The sequence below is a fragment of the Paeniglutamicibacter kerguelensis genome, from assembly GCF_017876535.1.
Taxonomy (GTDB): Bacteria; Actinomycetota; Actinomycetes; order Actinomycetales; family Micrococcaceae; genus Paeniglutamicibacter; species Paeniglutamicibacter kerguelensis.
Genome location: NZ_JAGIOF010000001.1, coordinates 125,375 through 147,386, shown reverse-complemented (window position 1 = coordinate 147,386; position 22,012 = coordinate 125,375). Strand labels below are relative to the sequence as shown.

General features: G+C 64.7%; 18 protein-coding genes and 1 riboswitch. Of the genes, 10 read left to right on the top strand and 8 right to left on the bottom strand.

Features of this window, described 5'->3' with window-relative positions:
- Positions 1–195 precede the first annotated feature (195 nt).
- Positions 196–1,029, top strand: coding sequence for a formate/nitrite transporter family protein (locus tag JOF47_RS00640; protein WP_209995263.1), 834 nt, complete (start codon positions 196–198; stop codon positions 1,027–1,029).
- 144 nt (positions 1,030–1,173) lie between these two features.
- On the opposite strand, the gene JOF47_RS00635 is transcribed toward JOF47_RS00640, so the two are convergent.
- From JOF47_RS00635 to JOF47_RS00620, 4 genes are all read right to left on the bottom strand, one after another.
- Complete coding sequence (locus tag JOF47_RS00635) at positions 1,174–2,856, bottom strand: thiamine pyrophosphate-binding protein (RefSeq protein WP_245356197.1); 1,683 nt, start codon at positions 2,854–2,856, stop codon at positions 1,174–1,176.
- Positions 2,853–3,842 (bottom strand): agmatinase, encoded by a 990-nt coding sequence (gene speB, locus JOF47_RS00630; RefSeq protein WP_209995261.1) that lies wholly within the window; start codon positions 3,840–3,842, stop codon positions 2,853–2,855. Before speB ends, JOF47_RS00635 begins: the two co-directional genes overlap by 4 nt.
- Before the next feature lie 139 nt (positions 3,843–3,981).
- Entirely contained in the window at positions 3,982–4,278 is a 297-nt protein-coding gene (locus JOF47_RS00625; RefSeq protein WP_209995259.1) for a transcriptional regulator, read from the bottom strand.
- Positions 4,279–4,777: 499 nt separating this feature from the next.
- The gene (locus tag JOF47_RS00620; RefSeq protein ID WP_209995257.1) at positions 4,778–5,203 is read right to left on the bottom strand and encodes a hypothetical protein; all 426 of its coding nucleotides are present in this window, start codon (positions 5,201–5,203) and stop codon (positions 4,778–4,780) included.
- A gap of 329 nt (positions 5,204–5,532) precedes the next feature.
- On the opposite strand from JOF47_RS00620, the gene JOF47_RS00615 reads away from it, so the two are divergent.
- Positions 5,533–7,344, top strand: coding sequence for an APC family permease (locus JOF47_RS00615; RefSeq protein WP_210001275.1), 1,812 nt, complete (start codon positions 5,533–5,535; stop codon positions 7,342–7,344).
- 45 nt (positions 7,345–7,389) lie between these two features.
- Here the strand turns inward: JOF47_RS00615 and JOF47_RS00610 are convergent, their stop codons facing one another.
- Complete coding sequence (locus JOF47_RS00610) at positions 7,390–7,965, bottom strand: cupin domain-containing protein (protein WP_209995256.1); 576 nt, start codon at positions 7,963–7,965, stop codon at positions 7,390–7,392.
- A 160-nt stretch (positions 7,966–8,125) separates the two neighbouring features.
- On the opposite strand from JOF47_RS00610, the gene JOF47_RS00605 reads away from it, so the two are divergent.
- From JOF47_RS00605 to JOF47_RS00590, 4 genes are all read left to right on the top strand, one after another.
- The gene (locus JOF47_RS00605; protein WP_209995255.1) at positions 8,126–9,649 is read left to right on the top strand and encodes a sodium:solute symporter family protein; all 1,524 of its coding nucleotides are present in this window, start codon (positions 8,126–8,128) and stop codon (positions 9,647–9,649) included.
- Between the two features lie 128 nt (positions 9,650–9,777).
- Positions 9,778–10,356, top strand: a complete 579-nt coding sequence (locus JOF47_RS00600) for a DinB family protein (protein WP_209995254.1) — start codon at positions 9,778–9,780, stop codon at positions 10,354–10,356.
- A 12-nt stretch (positions 10,357–10,368) separates the two neighbouring features.
- Positions 10,369–10,478, top strand: a riboswitch (SAM riboswitch).
- A gap of 20 nt (positions 10,479–10,498) precedes the next feature.
- The gene (locus JOF47_RS00595; RefSeq protein WP_209995253.1) at positions 10,499–10,771 is read left to right on the top strand and encodes a hypothetical protein; all 273 of its coding nucleotides are present in this window, start codon (positions 10,499–10,501) and stop codon (positions 10,769–10,771) included.
- A 229-nt stretch (positions 10,772–11,000) separates the two neighbouring features.
- Positions 11,001–12,104: a VIT1/CCC1 transporter family protein gene (locus JOF47_RS00590; protein WP_209995252.1), complete on the top strand. Its 1,104-nt coding sequence runs from the start codon at positions 11,001–11,003 to the stop codon at positions 12,102–12,104.
- 117 nt (positions 12,105–12,221) lie between these two features.
- On the opposite strand, the gene JOF47_RS00585 is transcribed toward JOF47_RS00590, so the two are convergent.
- Together JOF47_RS00585 and JOF47_RS00580 are read right to left on the bottom strand one after the other, a co-directional pair.
- Positions 12,222–13,175, bottom strand: coding sequence for an ROK family protein (locus tag JOF47_RS00585; RefSeq protein WP_209995251.1), 954 nt, complete (start codon positions 13,173–13,175; stop codon positions 12,222–12,224).
- Positions 13,172–14,377: an LOG family protein gene (locus JOF47_RS00580; protein WP_209995250.1), complete on the bottom strand. Its 1,206-nt coding sequence runs from the start codon at positions 14,375–14,377 to the stop codon at positions 13,172–13,174. Before JOF47_RS00580 ends, JOF47_RS00585 begins: the two co-directional genes overlap by 4 nt.
- 451 nt (positions 14,378–14,828) lie before the next feature.
- On the opposite strand from JOF47_RS00580, the gene JOF47_RS00575 reads away from it, so the two are divergent.
- Positions 14,829–15,026 carry a hypothetical protein gene (locus JOF47_RS00575; protein WP_209995249.1) on the top strand — a complete coding sequence of 66 codons (198 nt, stop codon included), beginning with the start codon at positions 14,829–14,831 and terminating at the stop codon, positions 15,024–15,026.
- 187 nt (positions 15,027–15,213) lie between these two features.
- The gene (locus JOF47_RS00570) at positions 15,214–18,543 is read left to right on the top strand and encodes a DEAD/DEAH box helicase (RefSeq protein WP_209995248.1); all 3,330 of its coding nucleotides are present in this window, start codon (positions 15,214–15,216) and stop codon (positions 18,541–18,543) included.
- Here the strand turns inward: JOF47_RS00570 and JOF47_RS00565 are convergent.
- On the bottom strand, positions 18,540–19,160 hold the full coding sequence (locus JOF47_RS00565) for a TetR/AcrR family transcriptional regulator (protein ID WP_209995247.1): 621 nt from the start codon (positions 19,158–19,160) through the stop codon (positions 18,540–18,542). The genes JOF47_RS00570 and JOF47_RS00565 overlap by 4 nt on opposite strands.
- Before the next feature lie 211 nt (positions 19,161–19,371).
- Between JOF47_RS00565 and JOF47_RS00560 the strand changes: the two genes are divergently transcribed.
- Together JOF47_RS00560 and JOF47_RS00555 are read left to right on the top strand one after the other, a co-directional pair.
- Positions 19,372–20,406: an agmatine deiminase family protein gene (locus tag JOF47_RS00560; RefSeq protein ID WP_209995246.1), complete on the top strand. Its 1,035-nt coding sequence runs from the start codon at positions 19,372–19,374 to the stop codon at positions 20,404–20,406.
- Positions 20,403–21,956 carry an APC family permease gene (locus JOF47_RS00555; protein ID WP_209995245.1) on the top strand — a complete coding sequence of 518 codons (1,554 nt, stop codon included), beginning with the start codon at positions 20,403–20,405 and terminating at the stop codon, positions 21,954–21,956. The genes JOF47_RS00560 and JOF47_RS00555 overlap by 4 nt, the downstream gene beginning before the upstream one ends.
- The last annotated feature ends 56 nt before the right edge of the window (positions 21,957–22,012 follow it).

Here is a 22,012-nt window from a genome sequence, read left to right as displayed (position 1 = left end):
CAATGATTGCACATGTGCCGGAAAAGCATCATTCCGGCGGACGCCACGCCCGCCAGCTGGTTGGTACCGCCTGTTGGACCAGCGGGCAAGTATGGCCGGATCCGCGATGTAATGCCATCCTTTGAACACGACCGTCCAGTGCTCCAAGGCATGACCAAAACTTCGACAGCTTGACCCCGCGGGAGGTTGGAAGCGATGACAGGTGATGAACGTCGGCGACAGCTGGGTGACAACGACGCCCCGGTGGAGGAGGAAATCGAGGAGCACTTCGACCGAATCGTCGAGGAGGGGGCCCAACGCCTGGCCCGCTCGTGGACCACCGTCCTGGTCACCGGAACCTTCGGCGGGCTGGAGGTCGGCGTCGGCGTGATGGCGTACCTGGCGGTCATGCACCAAACGCACAACCACCTGCTGGCGGGGCTGGCGTTCGGCATCGGCATGGTTGCCCTGCTGCTGGCCAAAAGCGAGTTGTTCACCGAGGGGTTTCTGGTGCCGATCGCCGCGGTGGCCGCCAAGGAGGCCAGCCTGAGACAGCTGTTCAAGCTGTGGGGCGGAACCCTGGTGATGAACCTCGTCGGCGGGTGGATATACATGTGGATTGTGGTGCAGGCATTTCCGGAATGGAAGCCCGAGCTGGAAGAGGCGGCCCTGCACTTCGTGGATGCGGGGTTCCACTGGCAGTCGGTTTGCTTGGCCATACTGGCCGGCAGCACCATCACGCTGATGACACGCATGCAGCAAGGCACCGACTCCGACGTGGCGAAGATGGCAGTGGCAGTGGCCGACGGGTTCATGCTCGTCGGGCTGCAGCTGTTCCATTCCGTGCTCGACTCGCTGTTCATCTTCGGGGCCATCCATGCCGGGGTCCCCATCGATTACATGGATTGGCTGGGTTGGTTCGGCTACACGCTGCTATTCAACATGGTCGGCGGCCTGCTTCTCGTCACGGCGCTGCGCTTGGTGCGCAACAAGGAACTGATTCGTGAGCGCCGGGAGAATGCACCGGAAGATCCGGAGGCCGCGCGGTGAACGTGACACGGGGCGGCCAAAATGCTGGATCGGCGCAATGGGCCTCCCGTGTGGACAGCTGACCGAACGCCCGCAGACGGTGATGGGGGCCCGGTTTCATGAACCGGGCCCCCATCGCTGCACAACCGACCGAAAATTGGCCGTCTACAGGTGCGTGGGCGCGAACATCTTGAGCAGCGTCTGCACCACCACCACGTTGGGTCCGTCGGCGGCGAAGGATTCCTCCAGCGCCTCGCGGATGTTGGTGTGATCCACCAGTCGGGCCGGGACGCCGAATGACTCGGCCAGCGCCACGAAGTCGGGGCGGGCCAGTTCGGTGGCGGTTGCCTTGCCGAAGGCGCCGACCATGTATTCGCGCAGGATGCCGTATCCTCCGTCGTCGACGATCAGCCAGGTGACCGGCGCGTTGTGCTGCTTGGCCGTGGCAAGCTCCGCGATCGAGTACATCGAGGAACCGTCGCCGGAAACGGCAAGGACGCGTGCCTCGGCGGCCGAGGCGCCCGCGACCTGCAGGCCGAGCGCGCCGCCGATGGCCGAGGGGTACCCGTAGCCGAGTCCGCCGGCGCCCTGCGCCGAATGGAATTGCCCGTCCTTGGAATCCCAGCAGCTCCAGCCCCAGTAAGCCGAGATGGTCATGTCCCAGAACGTCTGCATCCCGGCCGGAACCGCGGCACGGATGTCGGCCATGAACTTGCGTTCCTTGGCCAGGTCCTGCGAGTCGAGGCGTTCGGCGACTTTTGCCAGCGTTTCGGAGACCACCTGTTGCGGGGTGTTTCCGTGCCAGTCGGCGTTCACGCCGCCCTCGACCTTGACCAGTGCATCGCGCAGGTACTCCAACGCGGCCTTGGCGTCGGCCCGGATGCCCAAGGCGGGGCGGTTGGATTCGAGCACGCGGGGTTCCGCGTCAATCTGGATCAGGTGCCCGCGCGGTTCGAGGGTGAAGTAGTTGCTTGTCACTTCGCCCAAGGCGGAGCCGACGACGATGAGCACGTCGGCGTCCTCAAGGACCTCCGTGGCGTGCCGGTCCTCGACCCACGACTGCAGCGAGAGCTCGTGGTTCCAAGGGAAGGCGCCGTTGCCGCCCGGAGAACAAATGACCGGGGCGCCCAAGAGCTCGGCGACCGCCAGCAACTCGGCCTCGGCGCGGGCGCGGCGGACGCCGCCGCCGGCAACGATGACCGGACGCCGGGCCTCGGAGAGCCAGCGCACTGCCTCGTTGACGAGTTCCACGCGCGGCGGGTGCTCGTAGGCCTCGGCCAGCGCGTCGACGACGGGCGGGACCAGCACCGGAGCGAGCAGCACGTCCTGGGGCACCTCGACCCAGACCGGGCCCTGCGGCACGGTGATGGCATCCGCCCAGGCATCCTGGATGGCCGAGGGGATCCCCGAGGCGTGGTGCACGGTGCGCTGGGACTTGGTGACGTTCGCGGCCGAGGCCTTCTGGTCATCGAGCTGGTGCAGCATGCCCTTGCGCCGGGCGCCCAGTCCGTCCAGCGGAATCTGGCTTGCCACGACCACGATCGGCACGCCCGTTGCATAGGCTTCCTGCAGGCCGGCCAGGGAAGTCAGCGCGCCGGGTCCCGTGGACAGGAAGAGCACGCCCACTTCGCCGGTCGCCCGCGAGTAGCCGTCGGCGGCGAAGGCCGAGTTGTTTTCCACGCGGGAGGAAACGAAGTGCAGGTCCGATCGGGACAAGGCGTCAAAGAGCCCCAGTGCGTGCTGCCCCGGGATGCCGAAGACGGTCTTGGCACCGAGTGCCTCGAGCGTCTCGATGACAAGGTCCCCGCCGTTGCGCTGGGCCAGGTTGCCGGACATCTCCGAGGTCATTCGCTTTCCTTCTTGTCGTTTGCGCGCTTGTCGGAGATCAGCGAGATCAGGTCGTAGGCAACGTGGGAGGCCGCGACGCCCGTCATTTCGGCGTGGTCGTAGGCCGGTGCGACCTCGACGATGTCGGCGCCGACGATGTTCATGCCGCGCAGGCCGCGGATGATTTCGAGCAGCTCGCGGCTGGTGATGCCGCCGGCCTCGGGGGTGCCGGTGCCCGGTGCGTGCGCCGGGTCAAGCACGTCGATGTCCACCGAAATGTAGAGGGGACGGTTGCCGATGCGGTCGCGGAGCTTGTCCACGATTTCGCGCACGCCCTGGTAGTAGACATCGGAGCTGGTGACGATGCCGAAGCCGAAGCGCTTGTCGTCCTCGAGGTCCTTCTTGCCGTAAAGCGGGCCGCGGGTTCCCACGTGGGAGATGGCTTCGGTGTCGAGAATGCCCTCTTCCACGGCTCGGCGGAAGGGTGTGCCGTGGGTGTATTCGGCACCGAAGTAGGTGTCCCAGGTATCCAGGTGGGCGTCGAAGTGGAGCATGGCCACCGGCGCCCCGGCGCGTTCGGATGCGGCCCGCAACAGGGGCAACGCAATGGTGTGGTCCCCGCCCAAGGTCACCAACGAGGAGCCGTCGGCGGTCAGGTCCAGGGCGTTTTGCTGGATCGTTTCGATGGCCTCGTTGATGTTGAACGGGTTCACCGCCATGTCCCCGGCGTCGACAACCTGACTCAGGGCGAAGGGGGAAACATTCAGGGCCGGGTTGTAGGGGCGGAGAAGGCGCGAAGATTCGCGGATGTGCGTCGATCCGAAGCGGGCGCCCGGTCGGTAGGACACGCCTGCGTCAAAAGGAACGCCGATGACCTTGATGTCGGCGTTGGGGACCTGGTCGATGCGAGGCAGGCGCGCATACGTGCCGAGTCCGGCGAATCGCGGGATCCTTGAGGCGTCGATGGGCCCCACGTTTCCGTTTTCTTCAATGCGGATTTCTTCCATGACTTTCCTCCACGACATTGCGTCCTCGACGGGTACGCCAACAACCATAAGTTGTCCAATATGAAACAACAGTTGCCTTACATGCTATTTGTGGCGCGGCTTACAGTCAAGGGTGCAGTGTCGCAAAATGGCAGTTTTCCTAGCCGAGCATCTCCCGCAAGGCGGAAACATGCCCAACATAGGCAACGCGACCTTCGCGGGTCAACGAAACACGGGTATGGCCGCGGCCAAGCTTGGCAAACTTGTCGATTGAGACGTAGCCGGCGTCGGCGAGCTGCTTGAGATGCTTACTGAGCAGCGAGTCCGCAACATCCAGCGCGTCGCGCCGGTGCGAAAATTCCACCCATCGCACCGGCGCGAGGCTCGCGCAGATGCGCAGCCTGAGTGGCGCATGGATCAGCTCGTTGAATTGACCGGGGCTAGAAGGGTCGCTCATTGGCATCCTTGATCCGGTTGGTCATTTCGGCGCGCCGAATTCGATTCCACAGGAAGGCGAACGCACAGAACAACACGATCCACTTGAGCGCAATCTGCCACCACTCGCGGAGGGGCCAGAGGCGGGCCGTTTGCAAAACAAGGGAAACCAGGAACACCCCGGCCATGTAGGTTCCGGAACGCGACAGGGGCACACGAAGCCTTGGGCGGCGGCTCACAACGAGGAAATAGCCTCCCGGCAAAAGAACCAGCGGGGCATGCAGCCACAAAGTCACCCGTATGGCACGACACTGACAGTGGATTAGATTGCCGCCATGATCGCCATCAGGATCAACACAATCCAGGCGGGCATTTCCGCAGACCTCGGCAGGCGGACCGAGGTCTCCTCGACTTCTGCCAGCGCCGCCCCAGGGCCATGCCCCTCGGGATTGTTACCAGTCACCCGGCACCCCACTTTCCGTTACGGAAAGCTTTGCCTTTCCATAACGGAAAGGCAACCATCAACGCGCCAGGGGCCTGGCAAACTTCGCAAAGAGTGAGCGGTCGGCTCCGTAGACGGCGACCGAAAGACCCACCGATAAGACAACGGCCTTGAGGATGACCTCTTGCGGATTCGATGGCAGGAAGAAGACCTGCACCGGTCCGGCCAAGAAAATGAGAACCGCCATCCATGCCACATAGCCGGCGGATACCGGCGGGTCCAGCGCTTCGACGTGCTTTTGCCGACGGGCAATGGTGGCGATCCCGACAATCAGGATCAGCCCGGCGAGCGCAATGGCACCGGGTATAACAAAGGACTTGTGGGCCCGCAGGAATGTCAGTGCGGTGCCGCAAACGACACCCAACACCAAGGCCAACCACCACGGCGCCCAAAGTCGTTTGGTTTCGGAAATGGCCGGCGCGGCATCTTCGGGCAGGGAACTCACAAGCATTGTCCTTCACGGGTGGCGGTCAAGAGAGCGAATTCTCCGGTACTCCGCTACAAAAATGGTTGCTTTTCCGGCAGGGAATGTCAAAGTGGACAGTGTCACGCAAATCACCAAAATTGTTCCGGCATCGCTAGATCAATTTGATTCGATCAGGAGTAGCGTTCTCACTCGTGAATAAAAACGTGAGTTCGTCCGAGTTGGTGCGGACTACCCCCATAAGGGATCGAACCGCCGGGATTGCCCGGTGGCTCAGCGACACCGAAGTCGGACACGAGGAAGGCCAGGCAGCAGAGGCGAAGCCAACCGGCCACCGCTGGTGGCAGGTTATGTGCCTTTCGGGGTTGGACTACTTCTCGACTCTTGGCTACCAACCGGCCATCGCCGCACTTGCCGCGGGAGCGCTGGCACCACTTGCAACATTGATGCTGGTGGCAGTGACCCTTGGCGCCGCACTTCCCGTCTACCGCAGGGTGGCCCATGAGTCCCCTCACGGACAGGGCTCCATCTCCATGCTCGAGCGCTTGCTCCCCCATTGGAAGGGCAAGCTGTTCGTCCTGATATTGCTGGGGTTCGCCGCAACGGACTTCATGATCACCATCACGCTGTCCTCGGCGGATGCCACGGCACACATCATCGAAAACCCCCTCACCCCGGAATGGTTCCACGGGCAGCAGGTGGCCATCACCCTGGTGTTGATCCTGCTGCTCGGAGGCCTTTTCCTCCGCGGGTTCCATGAGGTCATCTGGCTGGCCGTGGCTCTTGTTGCAATCTACCTGGCGCTGAACGTCGTGGTGATTGCCACGGCATTCGTCTCCCTGATCCAAAACCCCGCACCGGTTGACCACTGGTGGCTTAACCTCACCGCGGAACACAGTAATCCGTGGATGATGATCGCCATTGCGCTCCTGGTCTTCCCCAAATTGGCCTTGGGCCTTTCGGGATTCGAAACAGGCGTTGCCGTCATGCCGCAGATCCGGTCCAACCCGGGCGACACCGAGAAGCGACCCACAGGGCGCATTGCCGGAGCCAAGAAATTGCTGCTCACAGCCGCCCTCACCATGAGCGTCTTCCTGGTCTGTTCATCGATCGTGACCACCCTGCTGATTCCGGCGCCGGAATTCCAGCCAGGCGGCGCAGCCAACGGCCGCGCCTTGTCGTTCCTGGCCCACGGCATGTTGGGTGAAGGCTTCGGCAGCATCTATGACATCTCGACGATCCTGATCCTGTGGTTCGCCGGCGCCTCGGCATTGGCAGGCATGCTGAACCTGATCCCGCGCTACCTGCCGCGTTTCGGCATGGCCCCGGAATGGGCACGTGCCATCCGGCCCCTGGTCCTGGTGCTTATTGGCGTTGCAGTGCTCATCACCCTGGTGTTCGAAGCCAGCGTCGATGCGCAGGGCGCCGCCTACGCCACCGGAGTGTTGGTCCTCATGGCGTCGGCGGCCGTCGCCGTCACCATTTCCGCCAAGCGCAAGGGTCAACGCTGGCGCTCCATCGGCTTCGGCATCATTTCCGTCATCTTCCTCTACACCACGGGCGCCAACGTTGTTGAACGCCCCGACGGCATCCGCATCGCCGCGCTCTTCATTCTTGGCATCATCGCGGTGTCCCTCTTCTCGCGCTTCCGGCGCTCCACGGAGTTGCGCACCACCTCGGTCACCCTGGATGAGGACGCCCTGGCAATCGTGAAGGCGGCCGCCGAAGACAACATGGTGCGCATCATCGCCCATGAGCCGGTGCGGCTGTCCGCGGCGCGCTACCGCCACAAGCTGGCCCACGCGCAAATGGCAAGCCACCTGCCCGAAGGTGCACCCGTGATCTTCATCGAGATCAAGATCGCCGATTTTTCCGACTTCTCCCAGGACCTCATGGTGGAGGGCGTCACCCGGCATGGTTACAAGATCCTTCAGGCCTCGGCGCCGTCTGTCCCGACGGCCATTGCCGCGACCTGCATCGCCATCAGGGACCAGACCGGAATCATGCCGCACATCTACTTCCGATGGACGGAAGGGGATCCCGTGCGCAACCTGCTGCGCTTCATCTTCCTCGGCCAGGGCGAGATCGCGCCGCTGACCCGCGAAGTCCTGCGCGAAGCGGAGCCTTACGTCAGTAAACGTCCCTGGGTGCACGTGGGCTAGCCGTGCCGCGGGTAAATGCGAGAAGGGGGTGGTAAGTCCAACGGATCAACGCGAGGCCGCGGGCACCAGTGTCCAGGTCACCACGGTTTGCTCGTCGGAGGGATTGATCCAGCTGTGGGGTTCGCGGCCGGGGAAGGTCACGGTGTCCCCCGCATCCAGCTCGAACCGTTCGTTGGCGAAGATCAGGATGAACTTTCCGGAAATGACATTCAGCACCTCGACCTCGCAGTCGACCGCGTAGAGCTCCTTTTCGCCCTCGCCCCGCGGCTCGATGACCGCCCGGATCATTTGCAGGCGCCGCTCCGAGCGTGCGGTGACAAGCTGTTCAACGATTCCCTCGCCGCCCAACGAAATGCGAGGAGCCTCGGACAGCCTCACCACGTGGGTGTCGGGCTGGGAAAACAGCTCCCCCACATCGAGGGACAGGACCTGACACAGGGTCACCAACGACGCAACCGATGGACTGGTCAAGTCGCGCTCCACACGGGAGAGGAAACCCTTGGTCAGCCCCGTGGATTCGGCAACCTGGTCGATGGTCAGCCGCTGCGCCTGGCGAACGCTTCGAATGCGCGAACCAATGGCCAACGCCGCATTGCTGGGCTCAACGGGCAAGGCTTTCATGGGCTCGATACTCCAAGGTGCTCAGAAATGGGTCGGGTTTATATAGCTTAGGGCAATTGACGTGTAAGTCAGCTCACATTAGCCTAGGAGACAACAAATGTTTACCAACAGGCATCGATCGCCTTGCCTGTCCCGAAGCCTCACCTAAGGTCAAACCCTCATGGAATTCATCAATGGCACTATCGTGGCCGTGTACCTGGCGGCCATGCTCGCCTTCGGCTGGTGGGGCAAGTCCCGCACCAAGAACAGCAGCGACTACCTGGTCGCAGGCCGACGCCTCGGCCCCTTCCTCTACACCGGAACCATGGCGGCGGTCGTCCTGGGCGGGGCGTCCACCGTCGGCGGCGTGGGCCTCGGCTACAAGTTCGGCATCTCCGGCATGTGGCTCGTGGTCGCCATCGGCGTCGGCGTCATCCTGCTCTCGCTGGTGTTCGCACCGACCCTGCAGCGACTCAAGGTCTTCACTGTCTCCCAGATGCTGACCCTTCGCTACGGCAGCAAGTCGGCGACCAACACCTCGGGCATCGTGATGCTCGCCTACACGCTGATGCTCTGTGCAACCTCCACCAGCGCCTACGCGACCATCTTCGTGGTGCTCTTCGGCTGGGAAAAGTGGATGGCAATCGCCATCGGCGGCATCATCGTTGTCATCTACTCCACCATCGGCGGCATGTGGTCCATCACCCTGGCCGACCAGGTGCAGTTTGTCATCAAGACCGTCGGCATCTTCTTCCTGATGCTCCCGTTCGCCCTGAACGCCGCGGGCGGCATGGGCGGCATCCGTGAACGCGTCGGCGCCGAGTTCTTCACCTGGGACGGCATCGGCGTCCAGACCATCATCACCTACTTCGTGGTCTACACCCTGGGCCTGCTGATCGGCCAGGACATCTGGCAGCGCGTGTTCACCGCGAAGACCCCGAAGGTTGCCCGCTGGGGCGGCACCACCGCTGGCATCTACTGCGTGCTCTACGGCGCTGCAGGCGCCATCATCGGCCTGGCCGCACGCGTTGCGCTGCCGGAAATCGACGTCGCCAACCTCGGCAAGGACGTCGTCTACGCCGAGGTTGCAACCCAGCTTCTCCCGGTGGCCGTCGGCGGCCTGGTGCTGGCAGCGGCAGTAGCCGCCATGATGTCCACCGCATCGGGCGCACTGATCGCCGCGGCAACCGTCGCACGCACCGACGTCACCCCGTTTGTCGCCGGCTGGTTCGGCAAGGAAATCCGGGTCAACTCGAACGAGAACCCCGAGCACGACGTGCGCGCCAACCGCATCTGGGTACTGATCCTGGGCATCGTGGCCATCGCCCTGGCCATCATGGTCTCCGACGTGGTCGCCGCCCTCACCATCGCCTACGACATCCTCGTCGGCGGCCTGCTGGTGGCAATCATCGGCGGGCTGATGTGGAAGCGCGGCAACGGCATCGGCGCGGCAGCGTCGATGGCGGCCGGAACCGTCGTCACTCTGGGCACCATGATCGTCCTGGAAATCCAGGCGACCGAGCGCTTTGCCGGAATCTACGCCAACGAACCGATCTACTACGGCCTGATCGCCTCGGTCATCGTTTACGTTGCGGTTTCGCTCTCCACTCGGCCCACCGAGCCCGCCATCATCACAAACTGGAACTCCCGCGTCGCCGGCGAGGTCGACGTCGAGGGCATCGAAGCAGAGCCGATCACCAAGTAGCCCAACCGGGCACACGAAAGGGTCCCGTCGGACATGCATCCAAGGATGCTTGTCCGACGGGACCCTTTCGTGTGCAGAGGGCTTGCATCCCTAGCCAGCAGGGCATTCCCACTCCTAGGCTGTAGCCCATGGACGATCAGAAAAATCATTTGCTCACATACCTCAACGCTTCCCGCGAGGCGGTGCTGTGGAAGGCCGAGGGGCTGGACGACTACGACCTGACACGCCCCCTGGTGCCCAGCGGAACCAACATCCTGGGCCTCATCCAGCACCTGGCCAGCGTGGAACTCGGGTACTTTGTGGAATGCCTTGGACAAACCGTCGAGCAGCCGCGCTTCATTGCATTGAACCAGAGCGACGATCCCGAGTACGACATGTGGGTCCCCGCGGACATCCCCAGCGCCGACATCCTCGACTATTACCGCAGCGCCATCGCCTCGGCCAACCGGAACATCGAGGCGTTGCCGCTCGATGCCCCGGCAACGGTCGCATGGTGGGCGCCGGAGAAACGGGACACCACCATCGGACGGCTGCTCATCCACATGAACGTGGAGACCGCCCGCCACGCCGGGCACATCGACATCGTGCGCGAGCTCATTGACGGAAGCGCCGGGGACCGTCGCATTTCCCCCAACTTGCCCGATTATGACGCGAGGGCATGGTCTGATTTGCACCAAAAGATCCAGCTGGCGGCCGACTCGCGATAGTGTGGTGACCAGCTTCACGAGATGCGGCGCCAAGCTCCGACTGGCCGCGCACCAACCCCAGGTTCATGGGTGGTTCGGATGAAGAAGCGGCCGGCGCCACAAGGCGGCGGCAAGAGCTAGTGAAAGGCCGGCCGCTGCCGCCATGGAACAATCCGTCCCCGTTCTGCCCCTCTTTGACCTGCACCGCGCCGTCATCGAATTGAACCTGCACGGTTCCTGGCGCAGTTTCCAAGTCAACGACGCACCCTCCGTCGCCCGGGCCCTGGCCGACTCGGTTGAGGTCCCGCGTTGGGACCCGGCGTCGTCGAGTTTGCTGGTCCGCACCCCGGTCACGGGAAACACCGCAGGCCGGACGCGCATTTTTAGCCTCGTCGAATTCTCCGAAGCGCGTCCGACGGCTAAAGTGGTTCGCTGAAGGGGAGTAGTTCCGAGTTCACCATTCGTGGTGGCGGCGGTGCGTCGACATACTGGCCGCAAAGTTGCGGCCCGGCAAACCACCTTGCGGAAATCCGATGGATTTGCGCCAAGGCGAACGAGACCTTCGGCCCACCTACGGTGGCCCGAGGTTCAACGCACCCAAAAACATTGCTTGTTCCTCCCCATCGCATGGCCCCACCGCCATGGAAACCAACCGAGGACGAGACATGACGCCACAAGCGCCAACCCCCACTCCCGCCCAAATCAAACGCTGGCGCCACTACCTGGCCGATGAAATCGCCGAGGGCGCCGTCTACCGCGAACTGGCCAACAAGCGCACGGGCGAGGAACGCGCCATCCTGCTGGGCCTGGCCGACGCAGAAACCCGCCACGAGGAACACTGGCGCAACCTGCTGGGCGACCATGCGGCGAAGGCCGCCCGCCCCTCGCTGCGCCGCACGGTGTTGCGTTTCCTGGCCCGCCACTTCGGTTCCGTGTTTGTGCTGGCGCTGGCCCAGCGCGCCGAGGGCGACTCCCCCTACGCGGCCGACACCGATGCCACCCGCCAAATGGCCGCCGACGAGCTTGTCCACGAGGAGGTCGTGCGCGGCCTGGCAACCCGCGGGCGCAACAGGCTCTCGGGCAACTTCCGCGCCGCGGTGTTCGGGGCCAACGACGGCCTGGTCTCAAACCTCGCCCTGGTCATGGGCATCGGCGCCACCGGCGTGGCCAGCTCCTTTGTGCTCTTCTCCGGCATTGCCGGCCTGCTGGCGGGCGCCCTGTCCATGGCCGCCGGCGAGTTCGTCTCCGTGCGTTCCCAGCGCGAGCTGCTCTCCGCTTCCAAGCCCACGCAGATCACCCTTTCCGCAGCCCCGGACCTCGATCTCGACGCCAACGAGCTGGTGCTGGTCTACAAGGCCCGCGGCATGAGCGACGAGGACGCCGCGCACCGCGCTGCCGAACGCATGGGCCTGTATTCCTGCGATTGCAACCCCACGCTGTCCCTGTGGCCCGAACGCGACGAAGAAGCCCAGGAGATCGAACACGAGGAAATCGGTTCGGCCGTGGGAGCCGCGTCGTCGTCCTTCTGCTTCTTCGCCTCCGGCGCCGTCATCCCGATCCTGCCGTTCATCTTCGGCATGAGCGGCACCCCCGCCATCCTGCTCTCCGCCCTGCTGGTCGGCATCGCGCTGCTCGCCACCGGCGGGGTCGTCGGGTTGCTCTCCGGCGCCTCCCCGACCAAGCGCGGCCTGCGCCAGCTGGCCATCGGCCTGAGCGCGGCGGGCATCACCTACGCGCTCGGCCTGCTCTTCGGCGGCACGGTCGCCTGACCCCCGTCGCTCCGGGCGTCGGCCCAACCATGGAGTGGCCGGCGGCTCCCGTTCACACGAGGCTGCCGGCCACCTTCTTGTTTGGCCGTTCGATCGTTCGCTTGTTGCATCGTTCGGCTATCCCAGCGCGTTCCGGGCCAGGTCCGCCGCGCCGATCAAGCCGGCGTCCGGGCCCAGCTCCGCGCCGACCACCCGGGCAAAGGGCCTGTAGCCGCGGCCGCTGAGCGAGCTGCGGTAGGTCTGTTCGGCCGTTTCAAGCAGCAACGGAGAGGCCGCTCCCAGACCCCCGCCGATGACCATGAGGCCCGGGTCCAGCACCGCGGCCAGGTTGGCCAGGCCCAGTCCCAGCCACTGCCCCGCCTCAACCACAAGCTCGATGCATGCCTCGTCCCCGGCCACGGCCAGGGAATTCACCAGCTCACCGGTGACGGCATGCGGGTTGTTTCCCGCGGCCTCGCGCATTCCCTTGGCCACCGGCCCGTGCACGGCCAGCAAGCTGCGACCCTCGCGGGCCAGGGCGTTGCCGGAGGCATATTGTTCCCAGCAGCCCCGGTTGCCGCACGCGCAGCGGTGGCCGCCGGGCACCATGACCTGGTGCCCGAACTCTCCGGCCATGCCAAAGCGGCCGCGCCGAAGCTCCCCGTCCAGCACGATCGAGCCGCCGATCCCGGTGCCCAGGGTCAGGCACACCACGTTGTCCTCGCCGCGCGCCGCGCCAAAGCGGTACTCGGCCCAGCCCGCCGCATCTGCGTCGTTGCTCAACAGCACGTCCCGGCCCAACGCCCGTTCAAGGTCCCTGCGCAGGGGCTCGTCGCGCCAGGACAGGTGCGGGGAAAAGACCACGGTGCTGCCTTCGGGGTCCATCCACCCGGCGGCACCCACCCCCACCACGGCGCCCGCGCCGCCGGGGCCGAGCTCCCGGACCAGCTCGCACACCGTGGCCAGGACTGCCGCCGGGTCGAATCCCGGGGTGGGGCGCCGGCCCCTGACCAGGACCGTTCCGTTCCCGTCCACCAGCCCCGCGGCGATCTTCGTGCCGCCGATGTCTATGCCGATCGCGTAGGCGCTCATGCCAGTCCGCGCACCCCGGAAATGCCGCCGTCGTTCAGGCCCACTAGGATGCTGGCGGCCTCGGCGGGGTGGTCGACCAGGTGGATCAGACCGCCCATGTGCCGGCCGCGCGCCAGTTCCAGCAGCAGCGGGTAGGCGGGCAACGTCCGTGTCCAGTGATCGACCCCTACCAACACCATGGGGCTGATGCTGCCGGCGGCACCGTAGTAGTTCTCGCAGGCGTCCTGGAAGATTTCCTGCACCGTCCCGGCGGCGCCGGGAAGGAAAACGATGCCGCCCGAGCACTTCTCCAGCAGCACCGCCTCGCGGGTGGCATTGGCAAAGTACTTGGCAATGTGGGTGGCAAACATGTTCGGCGGTTCATGCCCGTAGAACCAGGTGGGGATCCCCAGGTTCGCCGTTCCCGACGGCCACCTGTTGCGCACCCTTTCTGCGGCGCGGGCCCACCCCGTGATGGAGATGCCGAAGCTCGGTTCGGCGGCCAGCATCCCCAGCGCCTCGTCCAGCGTGGACAGCGGCAGGGATGAAAGATAGGCACCCAGGTTTGCAGCTTCCATGGCCCCGGGTCCCCCGCCCGTGGCCACGATGAACCCGGCCTCGGCGAGCGCGTGCCCCAGCCGGGCCGCGGTCCTGAACTCGTCCCCGCCGCGCTGTTGCGCGTGCCCGCCCATCACGCCCACCAGCGGCGCGAAGGAGAGCTCGCCGTCCCGGATTTGGGAATCAAGCCTTTTCCCGATGGCGTGGTCGTGCAGGGTGCTGGCCAGTGCCGCGTTCAGCGCGTCGTGGGCGCCGGCGCCCAACCGGTGGGAACTCCAGGCGTAGACCCTGGCGTCCGGCACCGATTCGTAGGATCCCTCGCCGATTCCCGCATACAGCTCATCCCAGCTGTAGAGCTCGCCTCGATATGCGTCGAAGGGCAGGCCGGGGATTTCCGGGAAGACCAGTGCCCCGCCGCCACGCAGCCGCCGCTCGATTTTTCCCTCGATGTCGCACCCCATGAAGACGGATCCGGACGGGCGCAGTTTCTCCAGCACGGTGCTGCGTCCTCGCAGGTCGACTGACTGGACGTGCCACCCGTGCATCGACGCGGCCAGGCGCCCGCCTTCGATGGCGAGTGCCGCCGTGGCATGCCTGTCAAAGTCACGCAGCGAGGCAATCTCGATCACTCTCGGCAGCGGGGTCAAGGCGGGTGTGCTGTTCATGGAACCAACCTCGTTTCATTCTTTGTCCCGGATGGCGATTCTAGGCGGAATTGACGTGCGAAGTCCCCGACGCGCCCTGAGCCAATTCCCGGCGGGAATGGCCAATCAAGGAGCACGAGCACTTGGGGGCGAATTCCAAGGCAATTGAATGTCGTTGTCCCGCGAGCGCTAAATCAATCATTTCAATTGGTCTTATCGCGAGTCGTTTTGATGCCATGGACGGAAACGTGCTCGGCCCAAATGTTCAACTGTCGCTGGTTGCACATGGGATTGCTGCAGGATAGTGCCATTTCGCAGCGTTATCCGGCATCCTCACGATGGTCTTTGACGACTTTGGCATCATCGGCGAATTTGTCCCGTTTGCTGTTGTCATGCTCATCATCACCGTTGGCCTGGCTGCTTCCGGTTCCGGAACTCCCGGCTTTCAGCCCGCTTGTCCTGGAATCTAGCCGTGGCGGCCTCATGGGGATTGAGTGCGCCGGTGGACACCTGGCTCTGGAATGCCGCGGAAAGAACCGACACCAGCATTTCCCGCACCGGCCCGCAGGAATTCATTCCCCAGCTATGGCTATGGGCGCTGATTCCCGCAGGCATATACCTGACGGTCGGGCTGTTCCGTTTCAGGAAAACGTCTGTCCAGTCGGCATAGGCCGGGAGTCGCATTCGAGAGGCCGCCCGACGTGCCGTTAAGGAGCCTGCGCCGACGGCCATCGGGGACGAAGAAACACACACCGGGCCAGGGGCGGGCGGCACCGTGATTAACACGCACCACGAATAATGCGCACAACACTGCCATCGGTTCGTCCTCTGGCCCCGGAACGTGAAACGATAGGAGGATGACCGATTCTGCTTTCCCCATGGTCGATGCGCGTGAAATCCTGCGCGTCGTTGGTGGTGCCGCCTTTACCCGTGGCAAGGTACTTGCCACCGATGCCTCACTGGGCGATATCACCTGGGACCCCGACTCAGCGGTGCTCGCCGGACGGGTCAGCGAGGATGAGAACCCGACCTATTCGGTGGAGATCACCCTGGTCTTCAAAAAGGAAGCCTGGCTCATCGACGAGGGCGAGTGCCCCTGCGGGGATGCGCCCAAGTGCAAGCACGTTGCGGCACTGCTGATCTATTCCAACACCCTGCACTTGCGCGCCAAGGACGTGGTGTTCCGCAGCGCCACCGTCAGCGTTCCGGCTTGGCAGCAGTCGCTTCAGCAATTGCTCACGCCCGTCGCCGCACCCAAGAGCCTCTCCTCGGCGAGCGCCAAGAATCCCGTGGCCCACATGGGACTGCAATTCGAATTGCAGGACACCACGCTCAGCGCCCACCAGCAGTGGGCCCCGGGTTCCGGCGTCGGGCAGCAGAAGGTCGCAAGCCGCAGGTGGCGCCTGGGCGTGCGACCCATGGTCCGCACCGGCGCGGAACGCTGGGTTCGCGGAAACCTGCGCTGGAACACCATCAGTTTCAAGACCTACGGGTTGAACCTGGATGCCGAACAGCACCGGTGGTTCTGCCAGTTTGTGCCGCTCTACCGCGCCAACGGGCAGCTCTACTTCGGCGAGGACAACGACTGGCTATACCTCGACGAGTTCTCTTCCTCGCTGCTCTGGCCGCTGCTGGCCGAGGCGAAGAAGCTCGGTGTGGCACTGATCGGAACCAAGACCAACACCCGGATCACGCTCCTGGAACCGGCCCATGCGTCCCTGGGTGCCACCACCGTCGCGGAGGGCATCGAGCTGGCCCCCAGCCTGCTGATCGGGGACGTGCGCATCGACCTTGATGCCGACTCCGCCGCCGGCGCCATCGGCAACCACGGCGTGTACGCCGCCAGCGACGACCACAACCAGATCTTCCTGGGACAGGTCCCCGGAGGGCTCTCGGCCAGCGAACTTATTATGTTGCACCACCCGGAACCCGTCACGGTGCCGGAAAAGGAATCGGAAGAGTTCTTCTCCCGGGTATACCCGAGGCTGGCCCGCAAGCTGCGCGTCACCAGCCCCGATGCCAGCGTCGAGCTGCCTGCGGTGCTGCCCCCGAAGCTTGTCACCAAGATCCGCTACGGCTCGCGCGACAACGTGGAACTGGACTGGGTCTTCGACTACAACGGTCTGGTCGTCGAGGCCGAGGACCGCGACACCGTGGTGGAAAGCGCCCTGGAGTCCGCGGCCCTGGAAATCCTCAACGACTTCCCCGCCCTGGAATCGGCGGTCCTTGGCCCCAAGCACCTGCAGGGCCTCGACGTCATCGACTTCGTACGCCGCACGCTGCCGGAACTGGAAAACCTCGACGGTCTGGTGATCGAGGAAAAGGGCGTCCGCCCCGTCTTCCACGAGCTCACCGAGGCGCCCGAGCTGACCATCACCACCGTCGAATCGGACCGGCGCGACTGGTTCGACCTGGGTCTGCTGATCTCCATCGGCGACCGCCAGATCCCCTTCGCCGACGTGTTGCGCGCCCTCTCCAACGGCCAGACCAAGCTGCTGATGCCGGACCGGAGCTACTTCTCGCTGGACAACCCGCTCTTTGAGAAGCTGCGCAACCTCGTCGCGGAGGCCGGGGCGCTGCGCGACATGAAGGACAAGGACGCGGACCTTTCCATCACCCAGTACCAGCTCTCCCTCTGGGAAGAACTCGATGCCCTGGCTGTCCACATCGAGGGGCCCGACGCGTGGGCGAGTTCGCTCGGCGCGCTGCTGAACCTCAAGGACTCCGCCCCGGCGCAACTGCCGGACACGCTCAACGCCACGCTGCGCCCCTACCAGGTGGAGGGCTTCGGCTGGCTGAGCACCCTGTGGAGCAACGGCCTGGGCGGCGTGCTGGCCGATGACATGGGCCTGGGCAAGACGCTGCAGACCCTGGCGCTGATCCTGCACGCCCACCAGATCTGGGCGAACCCGCAGGACCACCCGGACCTGCCCCAGGACGCCACCCGGCGCGCGCCGTTCCTGGTGGTCGCACCGACCTCCGTGGTGTCCAACTGGAAGGACGAGGCGGCACGCTTTGCGCCGAGCCTGAAGGTCGCGGCGATCACCGACACCGAGACCCGCGCCACTGCGACGCTGGCCCAGCTCGCCAAGGACTACGACATCGTGGTGACGTCCTATACGTTGCTGCGCCTCGATGCGGATGCATATGCGGACGTCGCCTGGGCGGGGTTGATCCTCGACGAAGCCCAGTTCGTGAAGAACAAGGCAACCAAGGCCCACCACGTGGCCAGGGACATGCCCGCCCGCTTCAAGCTGGCCATCACCGGCACCCCGATGGAAAACAACCTGATGGAACTGTGGTCGATCTTCGCCATCGTTTCCCCGGGGCTGTTCCCCTCCGCCGTGCGTTTCGCGGAAAACTACCAGCGCCCGATCGAGCGCCAGGGGCTCGACGAACCGCTGTCGCGGCTGCGCCGGCGGATCCGCCCGTTCATGCTGCGCCGCACTAAGGATGCCGTTGTCACGGACCTGCCGCCGAAGCAGGAGCAGGTGCTGCACGTGGAGCTTTCCCCGCAGCACCGCAAGATCTACGACACGCACCTGCAGCGCGAACGCCAGAAGGTGCTGCGCCTGGTCGACGACATGGACAAGAACCGCTTTACGATCTTCCAGTCGCTGACGCTGTTGCGCATGCTCTCGCTGGATGCCTCGCTGGTGGACGAGGAGTATGCGGACATTTCCAGCGCGAAACTGGACATGCTCTTCGAACAGCTCGAGGATGTCATCGCGGAGGGCCACCGCGCACTGATCTTCTCCCAGTTCACGTCCTTCCTGAAGAAGGCCGCGGACCGGTTGGAGGCGGCGGGCACGCCCTACGCGTACCTTGACGGTTCCACGCGCAAGCGCGCCGAGGTCATCGACTCGTTCAAGTCCGGTGCGGCTCCGGTGTTCCTGATTTCGCTGAAGGCCGGCGGATTCGGGCTGAACCTGACAGAGGCCGACTACTGCTTCCTGCTGGACCCGTGGTGGAACCCCGCCGCGGAGTCGCAGGCGGTTGACCGCGCCCACCGCATCGGTCAGACGCGCAACGTGATGGTCTACCGGATGGTTGCCAAGAACACCATCGAGGAAAAGGTTGTGGCGCTGCAGGATTCCAAGCGCCAGCTGATTTCCTCGGTCATGGACGAGGGCGCCGGTTTCGGCAAGGTGCTCAACGCGGACGACATCCGCGAATTGCTGCGCTAACCGACGCTGACAACCGAGGCGGCCTGGAGGGAGAATCCCGCCAACAGGATCTCCAGGCCGTACTCGAATGTCGTTTGTGCCCTGTCGCTGACCGCCAGTCCCGCCTCGAGCGCTGTGCGCCAGGCCTCCGAGGAGTCCTCGTTTGATTCCCACACCTGGGACGGCGCGGCGGCGTCCAACGCCGAACCGAGCACAAACGAATCCAGCACCGTGATCGCGGCCAGGGAGTCGCTTGCGCTGAACCTGCCACGGGCAAAGGCCTCGGCGAGCAGGTCGTAGACCCTCAGCGTCAGCTCGTCACGGACGGTGTGTGCCGTCAGCAGCGGGATGAGCCGCGGGTGCTTGGAGTAGGAACGCATGTATCCCTTGGCGATCTGCCGCAGGGCCTGCACCCAATCCGTATCCGGGTCGGGCAGCTCGATTTCCCCCATGGCCTGCCCGCGCATCATCTCAATGATGTCGTCCTTCGACGAAACGTGGTTGTAGAGCGACGACGGACTCACCCCCATGACCTTGGCCAGGTGCGGAATCGTGAATTCTCCGTGGGCGTCCACGAGCTCGAGGGCCGCCGCGGCAATTGCCGGTGCCGATAGTTTCGGGCTGCTGGGTCGTGCCATCGAAGAAGACTCCCTGGGTTGTTGTGTTCTGACCTTGAGTCTAACGAATGAAATTCGTTTTACCCCTTGCGCAACGTGATCCAAGGCACCATACTAAAACGAACGACATTCATTTACTGTGACAGGAGTCTCCCGCCCCGGTGCATCCAGGCGGGAAGCGGCACGGCCAAACACTCCCGTTCAGGCAGCAAACCCCCGCAGGAGCAACACCATGAACTGGACCATGCCCGCAGAAACCTCGGCGCAGAAACGCGTCTGGATGGCATTCCCCCACGAAGGCTACACCCTCGGAGAGACCGACGCCGAGGCCCACGCGGCCCGCTCCACCTGGGCCAATGTTGCCCATGCCGTGGCCGAGTTCGCGCCAGTGGTCATGGTCGTGGATCCCTCCGACACCGCGATTGCTTCGGACTACCTCGACGGGCGCATCGAAATCCGCACTGCGGAACTCAACGACGCCTGGATGCGCGACATCGGCCCCACCTTCGTCACCAACGACGCCGGGGAACTTGCCGCCGTCGACTGGGTCTTCAACGGCTGGGGCGCCCAGGACTGGGCATCGTGGGACAAGGACTCGAAGATCGGCGCGGCGGTCGCCGAATGGGCGGGCGTTCAGCGGATCGCCTCGACGCTGGTCAACGAGGGCGGCGGCATCCACGTCGACGGCGAAGGTACGGTGCTGGCCACCGAAACCGTCCAGCTGGACGCCGGACGCAACCCCGGGATCACCAAGGAAGAGGTCGAGGCCGAGTTCGCCCGCACCCTCGGGGCCACCAAGGTCCATTGGCTGCCCCGCGGCCTGAGCCGCGACTCCGAGGAATTCGGCACCCGCGGCCACGTGGACATCGTTGCCACCATCCCCTCCCCCGGAAACGTCCTGGTCCACACCCAGCACAACCCGGAACACCCCGACCACGCAATCAGCCGCGAAATCATCACTTCCTTCCACGGGGCCACCGACGCAGCCGGCCGCCCGTTCAACGTCATCGAGGTCCCTGCCCCTGCCACGCTGCGCGACGAGGAAGGGTTCGTGGACTACAGCTACATCAACCACCTGGTCATCAACGGCGGCGTCGTAGCCTGCACGTTCAACGACCCCAACGACGAAAAGGCCCTTGCCGTGCTGGCCGACGCCTACCCGGGACGCAAGGTCGTCGGTGTCGACGCCCGCGAGTTATTTGCCCGCGGCGGCGGAATCCACTGCATCACCCAGCAGGAACCAGCGACAAAGGACGACGAGTCATGAGCCAGTCCACGCTGAAGAATTCGGCCGCAACAACCCCGGCGCCCTCCGCGGCCTCGGGCCTGGTGCGCGGCAAGGGCCTGGCATCCGGCCAGCTGGGACTCTTCGCCGCGGTGATGATCGGCATCTCCACCATCGCCCCGGCCTACGTGCTGACCTCCTCGCTGGGCCCCACGGTACAAGCCATCGGCACCCAGTTGCCGGCCATCTTCATCATCGGCTTCATCCCGATGTTCCTGGTCGCACTGGCCTACCGGGAACTGAACGCAGACACCCCCGATTCGGGCACCACCTTCACTTGGGTGAGCCAGGCCTTCGGCCCTGCCCTGGGCTGGCTGGGCGGATGGGGCCTGCTGGCGGCCAACATCATCGTGCTGTCCAACCTTGCCGGCGTCGCGGTGGACTTCTTCTACCTCTTCCTGGCCCAAGCCACGGGAAACCCGGCACTGGCCGACTTGTCCGGCAACAACGCAATCAACATCCTCACCTGCCTGGCCTTCGTCGGAGCGGCAGTCTTCATCGCCTGCCGCGGGCTGACCACCACGCGTTTGGTCCAATACGTCCTGGTGGGATTCCAGCTGGCGGTGCTCGCCTGGTTTGCCATCAGCGCGTTCTCCAAAGCCGCCGACCAGCCGGGGCATCTGGCCTTTGACGCCTCCTGGTTCAACCCGATGCACATTGATTCCTTCTCGGCCTTCGCAGTGGGCCTGAGCCTGTCGATCTTTGCCTTCTGGGGCTGGGACGTATGTCTGACCATGACCGAGGAAACCAAGAACGGCGAGAAGACTTCCGGCATGGCCGCGGCGCTGACCGCCGTCGGCGTGCTGGCCATCTACCTGCTCGGTTCCATCGCCACGGTGATGTTTGCCGGCGTCGGCGACACCGGGCTGGGCTTGCGCAACCCGGAGAACTCCGCAAACGTCTTCACCGCCATCGCCACCCCGGTCATGGGCCCGTTCGCGATCCTGCTTTCGCTGGCGGTACTCTCCTCCTGCGCGGCCTCGCTGCAGTCCACCATGATCTCTCCGGCTCGCTCGCTGCTCGCGATCTCGCACCACGGCGCGCTGCCCAAGCGATTCAGCTCGCTCAACAAGTTCAAGTCCCCCGCCTTTGCCACCATCGTCGCCGGCGGCGTCTCGGCCGGCTTCTACGCGTTGATGCGGGTGTTGAGCAACAACGTCCTGAACGACACCATCCTGGCGCTGGGCATGATGATCTGCTTCTACTACGGCATCACGGCACTGGCCTGCGTCTGGTATTTCAGGCACACCGCGCTGGACTCGCTGCGCAATTTCCTGCTGCGCCTGCTTGCCCCGCTGCTGGGCGGCATCGCACTGGTTGCAGTCTTCATCCAGACGGCCGTCGACTCCTGGGACCCGGCCTACGGGTCGGGCTCGGAGGTCTTCGGGATCGGGTTGGTGTTTGTCATCGGCGTGGGCATCATCGCCCTGGGCGCCCTGTTCCTGGTGGGCGCGGCAGTGCGGCGGCCCGAGTTCTTCGGCGGACGCAGCCTTCCCAAGCGCGCCCCCGATTCGGAACGCGAACGCGTCTAAGGACCTAGTCGTATTTCCACCAAAAGGCGTGCAATTTGCTCCGGCAAATTGCACGC